We start from the raw sequence: 17,631 nt of genomic DNA on the forward strand, positions 1-17,631 counted from the left end.
AGTCTTTTATTTTGTCTTTATTTAGCTTTATCTTTAAATGAAATTAAAATTGCCCAGAAATAATTTAAAATAATTACGACAATATTTTGTAAAATATTGATAACATTTTGTTCTAAATTAGAGTTGAATTTTAACAAACTAATCCCCAAAAACATGATTCCAGCACCGATAATACAAGTAACAAATCTGCCGGCAAAGAATGTAGCCATTTGATACCAAAATTTTTTGTTAGTATGATGTTCAGCATGGAAAACAAAATATTTATTAGTGAAAAATGCAAATAAAACTGTAAAGAACCAATCAATTAAGTAATTTAATAAATAGCCAAGCGGGGTGAATTTTTGTAATAAGAAAAAGACAATGATGTTAAAAGCAGTAGCAGCAACTCCCCAAAATAAATAGGGAATGACATCTTTATGCTTTTGATATAGTTTCAGGATTGCTTGCATTATTCCTGCTCCTCAATAATATATTGTGGTCGATGTTTAGTTTCTAAGTAAATCTTACCAATGTACTTACCAACAATTCCTAAGCAGAATAATTGAATTCCGCCAATTAGCAGAATGATTGAAACTAAAGATGGCCAACCTGCTACCGATCCACCGAAGAAAATGGCTCTGACAATGACAACTAAAATTCCAATTATTGCTAGAAAACATGAACATCCACCAATGAAGGTTGCAATTCTTAAAGGAGCATCTGAAAAATCGATAATTCCTTCGATTGAATATTCAAATAACTGAAAAATTGACCAATGTGAGTTTCCAGCAGCACGAGGTTGTCCTGGATATTTAATGTATTTAGTTTTAAAACCAACCCAGCTAAAAATCCCTTTTGAAAAACGATTATATTCGGTTAATTCGTTAACAGCATCAACGTAACGACGTGACATTAAACGATAGTCTCGTACATTGGGTTGAATTTTTACGTCAGATAATGCATCAATAATTTTATAAAAGGATGATGATAAGAAAGCTCGAATCGGATTTTGTTTTCGACTGGTTTGAATGCAGCCAACACAGTAATAATCTTCTGTATTAATAATTTTGAGCATTTTTGGTAATAATTCCGGTGGATCTTGCAAATCGACATCCATAAGTGCAACATAATCTCCATGAGCGTTACGTAATCCTGCTGTCATTGCTGATTCTTTACCAAAGTTTCTGGAAAAAGAAATAAAGTGGACAGTTTCTGGATGCTGATTATGGAGTTCTTTTAATATTTTTCCAGTATTGTCTGAAGAACCATCATTGATGAATAAATAGTCGGGAATAAATTTTTTACCATCTTTGTTCATTTCTTTAAAGACTTTTTCTACGGTATCATAAAATAAATTAATTGATTCCTGTTCGTTATAACATGGAACAATTAAACTGATTGTTTCCAAATCATTTCCTCCTCATAAAAGCAAACAAAGTAATTTGTTTGCTAAAGCTAATCTTAATTTTATCATTAATTAAACTTAAATTGTAACGGATTTAGATTAAGATTCTGATATAATTCAAATTAGCGTGTAATTTAATAATTAAATTTTTCAGGAGATTAAGTTGTGAAAAAGATTAAATTAATTTTAAAGAACAAGATCAGTCCTATTTTTAAAATATTCTTGCACCATTTTAAAATGGGTAATGTTTCTGATTCTGCTATTGTGTTTGCTTACTATGCTTTATTATCTTTGTTTCCAGTATTGATTATTATTGGCGGGGTTATTAAGATTTTAAATGCAAATCCTGATACTGTGTTTGGTTACGTTAGACCATTAATGCCAAATTCAATTTATTTATCATTAAAACCGATTTTTGAATCAGCATTTGCTGGTGGTCATGGTGGGAGTAATTTATCAGTGGGTCTTATTTTGGTGATTTGGTCCGCCAGTAGTGCAATGGCAGCGTTTCAAAGAGCTGTCAATCGGACCTATGGTGTTGATAACCAAAGTGCTTTGATGAATCGGATTATTTCATTTTTATGGATGTTGTTATTAGTATCGTTTCTTTTCATCTTAATGTTGTTATTAGGTTTTGGACAAGCATTGTTAAGTTTTATTCAACATACTTTTAATGTTTCTAGTGTAATCATTACAACACTAGAAAATGCTAGATTACCATTAATTTTGAGTTTATCATTTTTAGTTTTATTGATGTTATATTATTTTGTTCCAAGCTTAAAAACTAGATTTAAATATACTTTATTTGGTTCCATTTTTTCATTAGTTGGGTTAGCAATTTTGGCTCAGGTTTTTTCTTTAATTATTGCTAATTTTTTCAGAAATATTTCAGCTTATAAAACATTGGGAACCTTTATTGTTGTAATGCTGTGGTTATATTTTATGGGAATGGTACTTTTATTTGGTGCTGTTATTAATGCTAGTGTGCATGACTACTGTTTAGACGGGATTGATGAATCACATAGTAAATTAAAATCCCTAGAAAAAAAAGCCCTTAAAAAAAGGCTTTAATAATAACTATTTTGTAGCGCTTTGAACAAGTTGCTTGGAAAAAGTATCCAGTATTTTGATATCATTTTCATCTGGGTCTAGATTGATTTTAACATTGGGAGCTCCGGCAACTGCTCCAGCTTCTTGGAGAGCTTTTGCAAATGCATCAACTGCTACGTTGTAAAATTCCTCGTAAAAAACATCACCAGATCCTGCAACACCAAATATTTTTCCAGTTAAATCAAGATTAGCTAAATCATCATAGAAATCCATTCCTTCTTCAGGAAGATTTCCTTCATCGTACGTATATGGACATATAACAATGATATCTGTGTCTAATAATTCCTCAGCATCTGTTTGAGAAATTTCAGTTTCAGTTACATTGATTCCTAAATCTTCCAATCCCTCGGTTACAATATCTGCTACATCTTCGTTATTTCCGGTAATAGTTGCATAAACTACATGTGCTTTTGTCATCACGAAACTTCCTTTACTATTTATCTGGTTAGTATAGCAGAAGAGAATTCAATTGTGAATTTAGAAAGGATAATTAGTTATGAAAAATAATTCGCAAAAATTAAAAATTAGTCGAATTGAAGCACAAAAACGTCCTGGTCGTTATAATGTTTACATTAATAATGAATATGCATTTCCAATCAGCGAAGAAGTTTTAATAAAATATATGATATTTAAGGGAAGTGAATTTACATCCGCCGAAATTGAACAGATTAAAGCAGCGGATAATCTTTCAAAACTCTATGGAAAAGCGGTTGATTTTATATCTTATCGTCAACGAACCCAGTTTGAAGTGGAAAAGAAACTGAAAGATTTGACCGATGATGAAATTATGATTGCTAATGTAATTGAACGACTAATTAAAATTGATCTAATTAATGATAAAAACTATGCTAAAAATTATATTAGACAGGTAGCAGATGGAAAAAATAAAGGACCTGGAGCAGCGACCCGTTATTTGCAACAAAAAGGAGTTGCTGAGGCGGTCATTAATGATGCGTTAAAACAATATTATTCAAAAACAAAAGTAGTTCAAAACGCCCAGCAGATTGCCCAAAAGTTATTTGACCATTATAATCGTTACCCATATAATAAAAGAATTGAAAAAGTTAAATTAACAATGATGAGGAAAGGATTTAGTTTTGATGATATTGATCAAGTGTTAGATTTAATTGATAAAACAATTGATGAAAATCAACAAAATTTAATTTTAAAAAAGACCTGTGCTAAAGTATGGAAAAAATATCATGCAATTGATTCCTATCAGCGACGACAAAAAGTTAAACAAGCTTTGTACCGGAAGGGCTTTGATTTAGATGATATTGATCAATTTTTAGATGATTTGGAAGGTTAATGAATGAAAAATATTAAAGATTCAAGACTACTTTTTTGGACAGTTGAAGTATTATTAGTGATTGGAATTATTTTTTTAAGTACTAAAATTAATTTTGTTTTTTATCCCATCGGCGTTTTTATTTCAACTATTTTTGCACCATTATTAATCGCAGGTTTTCTTTATTACATGTTGAATCCGGTTTTAAACCTGTTAATGAAGATTAAAATCACGAAGACTAAAACAATTAATCGCACCTGGGGAACAACGATTATTTTCTTAGCTGTTATCGGGATAATCGGATTTATCTTAGTTTCATTTATTCCCCGCTTAATTTCTCAGATTACTAATTTAGCAAGTACCATGCCGCAGTTCACAGCTCATCAAGAACGCTCTTTAGCTAAAATGACTAAATATGGTTTTTTAAAAAACGTTGATTGGGATCCGATTGTGTCTAAAATTCAATCATCTTATTCGGCATATCTAAAATCGATGTTAAATCATTTATCTAATAGTGCTGGTGACATTATTTCAACTGCTGCAGGAGTTGTAGTTACGATCATTACAGCTCCAATTATTCTTTTTTATATGTTAAAAGATGGTGATCGTTTATTACCTAGTATTGAACGTTTGCTTACAACTTTATCAGATAAGCATCGTCATCAATCTGAAGTATTGTTAAAAAAAATGAACAAAACGCTTTCTCATTATATTGGAGGTCAAGTGATTGAATGTTTATTTGTTGGTACCTTTACTTCAATCGGATATTTAATGATCGGGCAAAAATATGCGTTGTTATTAGGTGTTTTTGCTGGGTTTTGTAACTTGATTCCTTATGTTGGTCCTTATATTGGAATTATTCCAGCGTTATTTGCAGCGATTGTGGTTAGTCCAATGCAGGTAGTATGGACAATTGTAGTAGTATTAATAGTTCAACAGGTAGATGGAAATTTTGTTTATCCAAATGTGATTGGTAAAAGTTTAAACATTCATCCATTAACAATTATTTTAATTTTATTGGCTGCCGGTAATATTGCAGGATTATTAGGAATGATTTTAGCAATTCCAATTTATGCGATTGTAAAAGTAGTTGTTGAGTATTTTTATAGTATTTGGCAGGTTCAACACGACCAAAAATCTGATATTGATTCAGATAATTAAATATTAAATTAAAATCCGGGTTCTCCGGATTTTTTTATCATTATTAGATGTTATATAATTTTGTTAGGAGGATTCTAATGAATGAAAAAGAATTAACAAAAGAAGTTGATAAACGAAGAACATTTGCGATTATTTCTCATCCTGATGCTGGTAAAACAACAATTACCGAGCAATTACTTTTGTTTGGTGGGATTGTTCGAGAAGCAGGGACTGTTAAAGCTCGTAAAAGCGGTAATTTTGCAAAATCAGATTGGATGGAAATTGAACAAAAACGTGGAATTTCTGTTACTAGTTCCGTAATGCAATTTGATTATCAGGGTAAACGAATCAATATCTTGGATACTCCTGGACATGAAGATTTTTCTGAAGATACTTATCGAACTTTAATGGCAGTTGATTCAGCTGTGATGGTAATTGATGCTGCCAAAGGGATTGAACCACAGACTAAAAAACTTTTTCAAATTTGTAAAATGCGGGGAATTCCAATTTTCACTTTCATGAACAAACTTGATCGTGATAGCCGTCCTCCAATGGAATTGGTTGATCAGTTAGAAAATGTATTGGGAATTGAAGCCTATCCGATGAACTGGCCAATTGGTTCTGGAAGGATTTTTAAAGGAATTTATGATCGATATAATCATCGAGTTGAATTATTTCAACCTGAAAGTAATGAACGAAATTTTTTAAAGTTGGATAAAGATGGTAATATTGAAGGCGATAATCAGCTAGAAGATGATGATATCTATGGAGATGCAAAAGACGAAATGGATTTAATCTCTGAAGCCGGCAACGAATTTAGTGCAGAAAAAATCAAAAATGGAGATCAGACTCCTGTCTTTTTTGGTTCGGCATTAGCTAATTTTGGAGTTCAAACCTTTTTAGATGCATATTTAAAGATGGCTCCTGCTCCAGGTCCACATAAAACTTTGGCTGGAACTGAAGTTGAACCAAATGATGAAAACTTTACTGGTTTTGTGTTCAAAATCCAAGCTAACATGAATCCACATCATCGCGATCGAATTGCGTTTGTGAGAATTTGTTCTGGAGAATTTAAAAAGGGAATGGATGTTACCCTTGATCGAACCCAAAAATCAATTCGTTTGTCAAACGTTACTGAGTTTATGGCAAATACACGTGAAAACGTTAAAACCGCAGTTGCTGGAGATATTATCGGGCTTTATGATACTGGTAATTTTCAAATTGGTGATACAATTTACACGGGTAAACACCAAGTTGAATTTGAAAAGCTTCCGCAATTTACCCCAGAATTATTTATGCGGGTTTCTGCTAAAAATGTTATGAAGCAAAAGTCATTTCATAAGGGAATCAAACAACTTGTTCAAGAAGGTGCTATCCAACTTTATACTACGTATTCAACTGGTCAATATATTCTAGGGGCAGTGGGTCAGTTACAATTTGAAGTATTTAAGTTTAGAATGAAGAATGAGTATAATTCAGATGTTTTGATGGAACCGATGGGGAATAAAATTGCTCGTTGGATTGATCCAGAACAATTGGATGAAAAGATGTCGTCTTCACGGAATATTTTGGTAAAGGATATTAATGAAGAGCCACTCTTCTTATTTGAAAATCAATTCGCAGAACGTTGGTTTAAAGATAAATATCCGAATGTTAAATTAACAGCCAAGTTATAAAAAGGAGAAAAATATGAAACATTTATCAGCTTGTACAAGTGTTTTGGTAGGTAAAGACGCTAGTATTGATGGTTCAACTATGATTGCCAGAAATGACGATACTTTTTTGCCACTAACACCACAACGTTTTTATGTTGAACCAGCATATCAAAATGAAAATAAGGTTTGGAAATCCAATCAAAATGGATTTACCATGACAATGCCAACTTCTGGATATCGCTATTTATTAACACCTAATGCAGACATTGCTAAAGAAGGGGTTTATGCAGAAAGTGGTTTTAATCAAAAAAACGTTGCGATGAGTGCAACTGAGAGTGTTTACGGAAACTTACACACTTTGGCGTATGATCCATGGGTTACAAACGGATTAGCTGAAGATTCCCTGCAATCAATGGTGCTTCCTTATATTAATTCAGCTCGTGAAGGAGTTTCATATTTAGGTAGTTTAATTAAAAAGTATGGTTCTCCAGAAGGGAATGGCGTCCTTTTTAGTGATAATAATGAAGTTTGGTATATGGAAATTGTTACTGGACATCATTGGGTTGCTCAAAGAATTCCTGATGATAGCTATGCCGTTGTTGCTAATCAAGTTGCAATTCAACAAGTTGATTTTGATGATCCTGATAATTTTATGTTTTCAGACGGGATTCAAGAATTTGTTGCCAAACATCGATTGAATCCTGATGCTGAGGGGTTTAATTTTAGACATATTTTTGGAACTAGTAATGAAAAGGATCGTCATTATAATACGCCCAGAGTATGGTACGGTCAGCGTTATTTGAATCCAGAGATTGAACAATCACCAACTTCATCTAATTTGCCTTTTATTAGGAAAGCTAATCGAAAAATTGCGGTAACAGATGTCGAGTTTATTTTGAGTTCTCATTATAATGAAACCGAGTATGACCCATTAGGTAATGGGCCTGAGGATTTAAAAACTAAGTTTAGACCCATTTCAATGAACAGAACACAAAATTCTCATGTTTTGCAGATTAGAAATGATGTTGATTCGGCTTGGTCTGCGATTATGTGGTTAAATTTTGGAATTCCAGCATTTAGTCCTTATGTTCCATTTTTTGCAAATGTAAATGCTACTGATCCAACGTATGAAAATACACCTTTGCAAATGGATGATACTAGTGCATATTGGATGTATCGTAAGTTATCAATGTTAACTGAATCGCATTACAGTCATTTTATTCAAATGGATCGTGATTTTAAAACTGATGTTAACCAAATGTTTTTAACTCATATTGATAATACAATTGATCAAGTTAAGCATCGTAATCCTAAAAACATTTCTGCATTTTTACAAAAACAAAATCAAAGCTTGGTAGCTGAGATGAGAACACGAGTTGACAATTTGATGCATGAATTAATGTCAAAAGGTTTAACTTTATCTAAACTTACTTATGATATGGATAAAAACTTATAGGATAAACAAAAACTACTTGAGATTTTAAATCTCAAGTAGTTTTTTAATTAGTTAATTTAGGATGATTTTTGGTAATTAGCTTAACATCATCAGCTTTAATCCATTCAGCACCACCTAATGATAACCAAAGTGTTTGATTTGTTTTTACTTCTTTAAAAACTTTCCAAATTGATCCAATAGGTAGTTGAATATCATAGGGTATTTTTTCATTTGGATCTTGATATACTTTGGTTTTTATTGCAATTTTAACTTGATAATTAACCGGTTGAACAATTTTCCAATTAGCATGACGATAATAACAAATTATATTTTGTGATTTATTGGTAAATTGACCCTTTAGGTCACCCACTAAAAGATTAAGTTTGTAATCTTTTAACTGTGGTAACTTAAGATTGAAAGGATCTTCTAATTTACCTGTTATAAATTCAGGAGTTTTTAGTAATTTACCAGTGTCAAAATCAAAGCAATATATCATAACCGGTTTTCCCATATCTTTTACGTAGTGCAATGTTATAACCTGATTTGGAATGATAACAGTTGAACTAATGCCAGAAACATTTTTAAAAGTATAATTATGAATAGAAGGAATATCAATGTGTATGGAATTACCTAAATAGGTTTTAATGATTAAAGGGGATTTAAGCAGCTTTTTATTTTCATCAACAATGTTTACGAAAATGGTAGTTGAAATCTCACCATTTGAAATTGGTAATTTTGATTTACTAAAATTCGAAGTTAGTGATGTTTGAGAAGAGGATTGTTTGCTGACGTGACTGTTACTTAACTCTGATTCTTTTTTATCATAGTGGGATTTTTTAACAACTGAATTATTTTTATTATTATGGTTTAACAATTTTTTGATAAAGTTTAACAAGATACATTCCTCCGTTAGATAATAGATTAATTCTAACATTTTCGTAAACAAAAGCCCGAATTAAACTAATTCGGGCTTTTGTTTATTTTGCAGTAACTTGAATGTTACCATTTTTATCAGTTCTTGCAAGCAATTCTTTAGCTTCTGGATGTTCAAGTAAATAACTTGCAGTTTGGTCTTCAACTTGTTCTTGAATTACGCGACGGAGAGGACGAGCTCCCATTGCTGGATTAAATCCTAATTCAACTAATTTATGTTTAGCATCATCGGAAACATTAACTTTAATTCCATTTTCAGTTAATGTGTTATTCATCTCATCCAACATAATTTCAACAATCTTAGTTAAATTATCTTTATCAAGAGAGTTAAATTCAACAATTCCATCAAATCTATTTAAAAATTCTGGTTTGAAATAAAATCCAAGTTTATCAAGAACAGAATGAGTATTTCCACTTGATTCAGCTCCAAACCCAACATTAGCACCAGTATTAGCACCGGCGTTACTAGTCATGATGACGACAGTATCTTTAAATGAAACGGTTCTTCCTTTCGAATCGGTTAGGCGACCATCATCTAATACTTGTAAAAAGGTATGCAAAACATCTGCATGTGCCTTTTCTACTTCATCTAATAAAATCAGACTATAAGGATTTCTGCGAACCTTTTCAGTTAATTGACCAGCTTCATCATAACCAACGTATCCAGGAGCAGCACCAATTAATTTGGCAACTGATTGTGGTTCTCGATATTCTGACATGTCGAATCTAATCAAAGAATCTTTAGACCCGAAAAGCTGTTTTGTTAATTGTTTTGCTAATTCAGTTTTACCAACTCCTGTAGGTCCAACAAATAAAAATGATCCAATAGGACGGCCGGTTTTGTTGAATCCCATACGATTTCTTTGAATTGCTTTAGCAACTTTTTGCACCGCTTCATCTTGGCCAATTACATGAGCTTCAAGATTTTTATCAAGATCTTTAAGTTGTTGCTTTTCTTGATCTTCTAGATTTCCAACTGGAATATTAGTAATCTCTTCTACAACTTGTTGCATATTTTTTTCAGTAACCGTGTTGTTTTTGTTTGTAGCTTGAGCACTATGATCTCTTTGTTGCTCTAATTGTTTTTCACGATCTCTAAAGTATGCTGCAGTTTCGTAATCTTCTTTGTTAAGTGCGCTTTCTTTTTCTTTTTCAGCGTTAGCAATCTCCTTGTCAATTGTTTTAGGATCGATAATATTAAGAGTTAAATTTTTTCTTGAACCAGTTTCATCCATTAAATCAATGGCTTTATCAGGTAAAAAGCGGTCATTAATATATCTTTGTGATAATTTAACGGCTGCCTTGATTGCGTCATCAGTATAATGCACTAAGTGATAATCCTCATAACGTTTTTGCAAACCCTTTAAAATCTTGATAGCTTGCTCTTCATTTGGTTCATCAACTTTAATTGGTTGAAAACGACGAGCTAAAGCTGAATCTTTTTCAATATCACGATATTCTTTCATGGTAGTTGACCCAATTAGTTGAAAATCACCACGGGCAAGAGAAGGTTTTAAAACATTTCCTGCATCTAATCCGCCTTCAGAATTCCCGGCACCCATGATTTCATGAATCTCATCAATAAATAAAATAATATTTTTATCTGCTTTAACTTCTTTAATTAACTGTTGCATCTTTTTTTCAAATTGCCCACGAATACCAGTACCTTGAATAATCGAAACCATATCGATTTGAATGATTTTTTTATTTTGTAATTTTTGTGGTACAGTTCCATCAGCAATTTTTTGGGCTAAACCTTCAACGATGGCAGTTTTTCCAACACCGGCTTCACCAATTAAGACTGGATTATTTTTAGAACGACGATTTAAAACCTCAATTGCACGAGCAGTTTGTTTATCTCTTCCTACCACTGGATCTAGTTTTCCAGTTCGTGCTAACTTGGTTAAATCAGTTCCGTAAGTTTTTAAAATACTACTAGGTCCTTGTGGCGGCATTTGAAAATTACCGGATCCGGAATCTCCGCCTTGCATTGATTTTAATAAGTCATCTAGACTACCAAAACCGTATGCTCCTTGTTGTCCTTCCATAATTAAACCTCCTTATAGATTATAAATGATTGCTTGACCTTATTTGACTATTACAAATATTATACTCTCCAACTAATGTGTTTCAAGTAATTGGACTGTTGTTACGTTTTTTAATTCGAGTTACTATATTATGATAAAATTAAATAGATGACAGGGGGAAATACGTTGGTTAAAACAAAAGAAGAATATACTGCTTTATTAGATAAACTCCGCGATGGTGAAATTGAAACTTTAACCATCACGCCTAGTGAATTTTTCGTATTTCAACAAGCATTTATGGATTATAAGACTAGAAAAAGAATTGTAGGAAGAGCTGGTAATAAAGGTATCGTAGTTTATCATTATGCTCAAAACAGTTAATGATTCAAGTAATTTAACTCGGGGTTTTAAAAACTTGTATTTTCGGTTAGATATTGGTACGCTTAAAGTATAAATAAGGTCAATAAAGGGGTGCGTTTATTATGGAAAAACGTCAATTTAAAATTACAGCAGAAACCGGTATTCACGCTCGTCCTGCTACATTCTTAGTTCAAACAGCTAGTAAGTTTGATTCAAATATTAGCTTAGAATATGATGATAAAACGGTTAACTTGAAATCAATCATGGGTGTAATGTCACTTGGTGTTGGTCAAAATGCGGTTGTAACTATTTCAGCCGAAGGCGACGATGCTAAAGAAGCACTTGATGCAATCGCTAAGACTATGAAAGAAGAAGGTTTAATCGAGTAATCTTCATTGTTTAAAAAGAGTTGCTTATGCAGCTCTTTTTCTTTATGAAGATGTTTGCAAACTGATTATTAAAAACATATAATTACATTTGTTTAGCTCAAATTGGAAGGGTGAAGATTTGCTTGAATATTGGATTATTTACAGATACATATTTTCCACAAGTTAGTGGAGTTGCGACATCTATCAAGACCTTAAAAGATGAGCTAGAACGTCGTGGAAATAATGTTTATATTTTTACTACCACGGATCCAAATGCTAAAGATGATGAACAGGGAATATATCGTTTTTCTAGTATTCCTTTTGTTTCTTTTACTGAAAGACGAATTGCAGTTCGTGGTTTATTTCAGGCAACCCAGATTGCCAAAAGCCTCAAACTTGATATTGTTCATACTCAAACAGAATTCTCAATGGGTATGATTGGTAAATTTGTAGCTAAGAATATGAGTATTCCTTGTATTCATACTTACCATACAATGTATGAAGATTATCTTCATTATGTTGCTAATGGGAAACTATTAAAGCCAATTCACGTAAAAGAAGGAACCCTAGCCTTTTGTCATCATTTAGACGGAATAATTGCACCTAGTAAACGTGTATTGGATAAATTGACCAATTATGGAGTAAAAAGTCCAATTCGTATTATTCCAACTGGTGTCGATATTAATCATTATGAAAAACAAAACAATGAAAATATTAGAGAAAAATGGGGAATTCCGACTGATGCTCCTGTGATGTTGTCACTTAGTCGTTTGTCTTATGAAAAAAATTTAACAGGATTAATTAACGCTTTTCCTGCAATCCTAAAAAAAGTACCTAAAGCAAAATTAGTAATTGTTGGAGCAGGTCCTGCAGGAGAAAATTTACAAAAGCAAGTTAAGAAGCAAGGACTTGTTGATAATGTTATTTTCACTGGTGAAGTTAAGAATCAAGACGTTAGTTCATACTATAAAATGGCCGACGTTTTTGTATCAACTTCAAATTCAGAGTCACAAGGACTAACTTATATTGAAGCAATGGCAGCTGATACCAAAGTAGTGGTTTCAGCAAGTCCTTATACTGATGATTTAATTAATGATAATTCATTAGGGAGAACATTTGAGACTGATACTGACTTTGTTAATGATGTTGTATCGTATCTAGAACATCCTAATGATTATCCAGATAATCCGTCTTTGCGGAAGCAAAAACTGCATGATATTTCTGCTAGTTATTTTGTAGATCAAGTTTTTGACTTTTATGTTGATACGATTAATAGTTATCAAGTTGACGATAAGGAGTAACTAATGCTCAAAATTGATATGTTTTCTACGGCTACTAAGGTAAAAGGTCAGGGAGTTGGTAGTGCATATATAGAATTAATTGGGATGTTAAAGAAATATCTTCCTAATGATTTTGACATCGAAATAAACAAATATAATCAAGCTGATATTAGTCATTATCACACTATCAATCCCAGCTTTTATTTGTCTACTTTTTCGAAAAAAAGAGGGCGTAAAATTGGTTATGTTCATTTTTTGCCTGAGACTTTAGAAGGAAGTTTAAAAATTCCAACACCGTTTCGGCAATTATTCTATAAATATATAATTGCTTTTTACAAACGGATGGATCATATTGTTGTGGTTAATCCAACTTTTATTCCTAAATTAGTAGCATACGGAATTCCTGAAAGTAAGATTACCTACATTCCTAACTTTGTCAGTAAAAAAGAATTTTATCCGGTTTCAAGAACTACTAAAGAAGCTTTAAAGCATAAATATGGATATGAACCTAATAAATTCACGATTTTATGTACTGGACAGGTACAGACACGTAAAGGTGTGCTTGATTTTGCAAAATTGGCACGTGAAAATCCTGAATATCAATTTGTATGGGTTGGTGGTTTTTCATTTGGAAGTATGACAGCTGGTTATACGGAACTAAAAAAGTTGGTTGAAAACCCACCTGCAAATCTTAGCTTTCCTGGAATTGTTAATCGAGATAAATTAGTAGATTATTATAATTTAGCCGACCTTTTTCTTTTGCCATCTTATAATGAATTGTTTCCTATGTCTGTTTTAGAAGCATTTTCTTGCGGTATACCAGTAGTTTTAAGGAATTTAGAGTTATATCGAAAAATCATTGATGGATATTACTTAGCTGCAGATGATGAAGCACAGATGAATCGAATAATAAATAACATTTCAGCTGACAATCAATTGTGGAGTGATTATCATCATAAAGCATTGAAGGCGTCTAATTTTTATTCAGAAGATCATTTAGCCGAAATTTGGCATAATTTTTATTTCGAACAGGCAAAACTGAGTAAATCGAAAGGGGATTTGAATGTCAAAAAGAAATAAAATCTCGTTTGTTGTGATGATAGCTTTGGGATTTTTAATTTCGTGGTATGCAATTCGTGATATTAAATTTAGTGTATTGATTAACGATATTACGGAGATTAATCCCTGGTGGATGATTGTAGCACTTGGTTGTATCCTCTTGTATTTCCTTTTAGAAGCAGTCGTAACTTATATATTGGTTAAAAGTAGTACGCCAAATTTTAGTTTTCGGGATGCAATCAGAGTTCCGCTTGTCGAACAGCTGTTCAACGGGATTACTCCGTTTTCTTCTGGGGGACAGCCAGCCCAATTAGTCGTTTTGGTGCAATCAGGAGTTGATGCTGGAAAAGCAACTTCTGCTTTATTGATGAAGTTCATAGTTTATCAAGCCATGATAGTAATTAACTTTATTTTTAGTTTGATTATTGGTTTTGATTATTTGATTGATAAAGTCCATGCTTTGGCTATTTTTGTTTTATTTGGTTTTTTAATTCATTTATTTGTAATTGTAGCTTTACTGATGATTATGTATTGGTATTCTTTTACAAAAAAACTGGTTAATTTTTGTCTTAAACCGGTTCGTTGGTTTGTTAGCGAAGAAAAATATCTACGATGGCAACATAACTTAAATAATAAAATTGATACCTTTTATACTGAGAGTGTTAGAATTGGTCATCAATGGAAATTGATATTAAAAATTTTTGTTTTAACCTTTTTTCAGTTATTATTTTATTATTTGATTCCTTATTTCATCATGCTGGCATTAGGTTACTATAATGCAAATGTATTGATGATTACTAGTTTGAATGTGTTGATATTTTTAGTTATTTCAATCTTTCCAATTCCTGGTGGAGCTGGTGGGGCTGAATATAGCTTTGAAATGTTATTTAAGAGTTACGTTTCTAATGGTAGTAAACTAGTGTTAGCAATGATATTGTGGAGAATTCTCACTTATTATTTAGGATTAATATTGGGATCATTCGCATTGGTTGCTAAACCAAGCAAAATGCTGAATAAAAATAAAAGTTAATTAACATTAATAATTTGGGGGAAGTTAGAATGTCAGGTTTTTTTAAACGCATTCGTAATTTATTAAATACAACGATTGGTTTTTATGTTTTGGTTGTATTTCTTTTTTGGTTAAAAACATATATTTGTTACAAAACTGATTTCACTTTAGGTGTTTCAGGTGGGATGCAGCAGTTTCTTTTAGCTGTCAATCCAATTCCATCAGCAATGCTATTATTTGGAATTGCCTTATACTTTAGAGGTAAGCTAGCTTATTGGTTAATGTTGATTATAGATTTTTTACAATCAACTTGGATTTTCGCTAACATTCTTTATTATCGTGAATTTTCAGATTTTCTTTCATTGGGAATTATTAAAGGGACAGGTAATGTTCAAAATAATTTAGGGAAAAGTTTTTTAGAGATTCTTCGACCAGGTGATTTCATTGTCTACGTTGACATTGTAATATTGATTATTTTATTACTTTTTAAAGTAATAAAAATTGATCATCATCCACTTAAGTTTCGATATGCATTTAGTATTACGATTCTTTCTCTTGTATTAATGTTTGGAGAATATAGTGCTGCCAATGCCAATCGATCAGGATTATTAACTAGAACTTTTGATAATAATTACATAGTCAAATATTTAGGATTGAATGAGTACGCAGCCTTTAATATTTATCAAACTCAAAAAGAGAGCTCAACACGTGCCAATGCTAAAGCTAAAGATTTAAAGGGCGTTGAGAAATTTATAAATAAAAATCAAGTTTCTCCAAATGTTAGCTATTATGGCAAGGAAAAAGGTAAAAATGTCTTTATTATTCATTTAGAGAGTTTCCAACAATTTTTGATTAACTATAAAGTTGATGGAAAAGAAGTTACACCAAATCTTAATAAATTCTACAGAAATCAACATACAATTGCTTTTGATAATTTTTATCATCAGGTAGCACAAGGGAAAACTTCTGATGCTGAAATGATGTTGGAAAATTCACTCTATGGTTTGCCTCAAGGATCAGCAATGGTTAGTTATGGAGCCCAAAATACTTATCAAGCAGCTCCATCAATTCTTGATCAAAAAGGCTATACTACTGCTGCTTTTCATGGTGACGTACCTACTTTTTGGAATAGAAACAATACTTATAAATCATGGGGTTATGACTATTTCTTCAGTGATTCTTACTATAAAAACAAATCCAATTATAATGTCGGTTATGGGATGAAAGATAAGATATTCTTTAAACAAACGATTCCATATTTGCAACAGTTACCACAGCCGTTTTATGCAAAAATGATTACTTTAACAAATCATTATCCTTATGAACTAGATAAAGCTAATACTTCATTTCCTGCGACGACTACGGGTGATAGTACCGTTGATCCATATGTTCAAACAGCTCATTATCTTGATCAGGCCTTCGGTGAATTTGAAAGCTATCTCCACAAAACCGGACTTGATAAGAATAGTGTGGTGGTGCTTTATGGTGATCACTACGGTATCTCTAATAATCACAGACCAGCTATTGCTAAATTATTACACAAAAAGAGTGTTAATAATTATGATCTAGCTCAATTCCAGAAAGTTCCATTTATGATTAATGGAAGTAATCTTGATGGACATGTTGACCATACTTATGGTGGGGAGATTGATGTTTTACCAACGCTTGAGCATTTATTGGGCATTAAGAATAACAATATGATTCAATTTGGCCATGATTTACTTAGTCCAGAAAATCAACAAATTGTTCCATTTAGAAATGGCGATTTTGTAAGTAAAAAATATACAAAAATTGGTGGAACTGTATTTGATACTAAGACTGGCAAAGAATTGAAATTGACTAAGACGCAAAAGAAACAGTTTAACGATATTCAAAAATATGTAAATGATTCATTATCAAATTCTGATAAAGTTGTTTATGGTGATTTACTGCGTTTCCATCATATAAAAGGCTATAAAGATGTTGATAAGAAAACTTTTGATTACAATAAGAAAACTGCCCTTAAGAGACTGAAGCAAGAAGATAAAAAGAAAAAGACTGATTTAATTGATGAAAATGGAGGTAAGTCGACTGTTTCTGACTTTAAGACAGATGCCCCTGAATTGAAATAATTTAGTTTAGAAAAATAAAATCCTAGCATACCGTTAGTTTTAGATAATGGTATGCTAGGATTTTTTTATTACTACCAATTTATTTTCACAATTTTATTAACTTTTTCAAAAAAACTATTGATTAATTTATTTAAACTTGATATTATAGTTTATGTCGCTGATATCTATATAAATTAAGTTAAATTTTTAATTGAAATAATATCTTGACAAAAAAATAAAAACATTATATACTAACGAAGTTGTCAAAAAGAGAAAAGTTGTTGATGACTTTTAGTAAATCTTTGAAAACTGAACAAGATTTTGATTACAAAAAGTGTAAGGTAATCTTTAAACTTAGTTTAAAGATTAAAACATTATGCAAAGTCAATTTGCTTTAAGAAATAAAATAAATAAGAGCTAGTAAAGTTCTCATTTTTAAAATGAGAGTTTGATCCTGGCTCAGGACGAACGTTGGCGGCGTGCCTAATACATG

At 31.8% G+C, this 17,631-nt stretch carries 16 protein-coding genes; 11 read left to right on the top strand and 5 right to left on the bottom strand.

The window, feature by feature from the left end; translation table 11 throughout:
- Positions 1 to 17 precede the first annotated feature (17 nt).
- Positions 18 to 449 carry a GtrA family protein gene (locus tag BHU33_RS04750; RefSeq protein ID WP_054645818.1) on the bottom strand — a complete coding sequence of 144 codons (432 nt, stop codon included), beginning with the start codon at positions 447 to 449 and terminating at the stop codon, positions 18 to 20.
- On the bottom strand, positions 449 to 1,387 hold the full coding sequence (locus tag BHU33_RS04755; RefSeq protein WP_054645817.1) for a glycosyltransferase family 2 protein: 939 nt from the start codon (positions 1,385 to 1,387) through the stop codon (positions 449 to 451). The genes BHU33_RS04750 and BHU33_RS04755 overlap by 1 nt, the downstream gene beginning before the upstream one ends.
- 162 nt (positions 1,388 to 1,549) lie before the next feature.
- Here BHU33_RS04755 and BHU33_RS04760 point away from each other — a divergent pair, with 162 nt between their 5' ends.
- A complete protein-coding gene (locus tag BHU33_RS04760) occupies positions 1,550 to 2,455 on the top strand; it encodes a YihY/virulence factor BrkB family protein (RefSeq protein ID WP_225355260.1) in 906 nt (301 codons plus the stop codon).
- 6 nt (positions 2,456 to 2,461) lie between these two features.
- Here the strand turns inward: BHU33_RS04760 and BHU33_RS04765 are convergent, their stop codons facing one another.
- Positions 2,462 to 2,911: a flavodoxin gene (locus BHU33_RS04765; protein WP_054645816.1), complete on the bottom strand. Its 450-nt coding sequence runs from the start codon at positions 2,909 to 2,911 to the stop codon at positions 2,462 to 2,464.
- 79 nt (positions 2,912 to 2,990) lie between these two features.
- Between BHU33_RS04765 and recX the strand changes: the two genes are divergently transcribed.
- From recX to BHU33_RS04785, 4 genes are all read left to right on the top strand, one after another.
- Positions 2,991 to 3,803, top strand: coding sequence for a recombination regulator RecX (recX, locus tag BHU33_RS04770; RefSeq protein WP_054645815.1), 813 nt, complete (start codon positions 2,991 to 2,993; stop codon positions 3,801 to 3,803).
- Positions 3,804 to 3,806: 3 nt separating this feature from the next.
- On the top strand, positions 3,807 to 4,943 hold the full coding sequence (locus BHU33_RS04775; RefSeq protein WP_056997683.1) for an AI-2E family transporter: 1,137 nt from the start codon (positions 3,807 to 3,809) through the stop codon (positions 4,941 to 4,943).
- A 77-nt stretch (positions 4,944 to 5,020) separates the two neighbouring features.
- On the top strand, positions 5,021 to 6,598 hold the full coding sequence (locus BHU33_RS04780) for a peptide chain release factor 3 (RefSeq protein WP_056997682.1): 1,578 nt from the start codon (positions 5,021 to 5,023) through the stop codon (positions 6,596 to 6,598).
- A gap of 13 nt (positions 6,599 to 6,611) precedes the next feature.
- Positions 6,612 to 8,033: a C69 family dipeptidase gene (locus BHU33_RS04785; protein ID WP_054645814.1), complete on the top strand. Its 1,422-nt coding sequence runs from the start codon at positions 6,612 to 6,614 to the stop codon at positions 8,031 to 8,033.
- 43 nt (positions 8,034 to 8,076) lie between these two features.
- On the opposite strand, the gene BHU33_RS04790 is transcribed toward BHU33_RS04785, so the two are convergent.
- Positions 8,077 to 8,907, bottom strand: a complete 831-nt coding sequence (locus BHU33_RS04790; protein WP_054645813.1) for a MucBP domain-containing protein — start codon at positions 8,905 to 8,907, stop codon at positions 8,077 to 8,079.
- A gap of 82 nt (positions 8,908 to 8,989) precedes the next feature.
- Entirely contained in the window at positions 8,990 to 10,993 is a 2,004-nt protein-coding gene (locus BHU33_RS04795) for an ATP-dependent Clp protease ATP-binding subunit (protein WP_054645812.1), read from the bottom strand.
- A gap of 165 nt (positions 10,994 to 11,158) precedes the next feature.
- Here BHU33_RS04795 and BHU33_RS04800 point away from each other — a divergent pair, with 165 nt between their 5' ends.
- The 6 genes from BHU33_RS04800 (at position 11,159) to BHU33_RS04825 (ending at position 17,159) form a co-directional block, all read left to right on the top strand.
- Positions 11,159 to 11,353, top strand: a complete 195-nt coding sequence (locus tag BHU33_RS04800; protein WP_054645811.1) for a hypothetical protein — start codon at positions 11,159 to 11,161, stop codon at positions 11,351 to 11,353.
- A 101-nt stretch (positions 11,354 to 11,454) separates the two neighbouring features.
- A complete protein-coding gene (locus BHU33_RS04805; protein ID WP_054645810.1) occupies positions 11,455 to 11,721 on the top strand; it encodes a phosphocarrier protein HPr in 267 nt (88 codons plus the stop codon).
- Positions 11,722 to 11,843: 122 nt separating this feature from the next.
- The gene (locus BHU33_RS04810) at positions 11,844 to 13,001 is read left to right on the top strand and encodes a glycosyltransferase family 4 protein (protein ID WP_054645809.1); all 1,158 of its coding nucleotides are present in this window, start codon (positions 11,844 to 11,846) and stop codon (positions 12,999 to 13,001) included.
- A 3-nt stretch (positions 13,002 to 13,004) separates the two neighbouring features.
- Positions 13,005 to 14,060, top strand: coding sequence for a glycosyltransferase family 4 protein (locus tag BHU33_RS04815; RefSeq protein WP_056997681.1), 1,056 nt, complete (start codon positions 13,005 to 13,007; stop codon positions 14,058 to 14,060).
- Entirely contained in the window at positions 14,044 to 15,069 is a 1,026-nt protein-coding gene (locus BHU33_RS04820; RefSeq protein WP_054645808.1) for a lysylphosphatidylglycerol synthase transmembrane domain-containing protein, read from the top strand. The genes BHU33_RS04815 and BHU33_RS04820 overlap by 17 nt, the downstream gene beginning before the upstream one ends.
- Positions 15,070 to 15,098: 29 nt before the next feature.
- Positions 15,099 to 17,159: an LTA synthase family protein gene (locus BHU33_RS04825; RefSeq protein WP_056997680.1), complete on the top strand. Its 2,061-nt coding sequence runs from the start codon at positions 15,099 to 15,101 to the stop codon at positions 17,157 to 17,159.
- Positions 17,160 to 17,631 lie beyond the last annotated feature (472 nt).

Source organism: Fructilactobacillus lindneri DSM 20690 = JCM 11027 (assembly GCF_002907375.1).
In the GTDB taxonomy this organism is placed as follows: domain Bacteria; phylum Bacillota; class Bacilli; order Lactobacillales; family Lactobacillaceae; genus Fructilactobacillus; species Fructilactobacillus lindneri.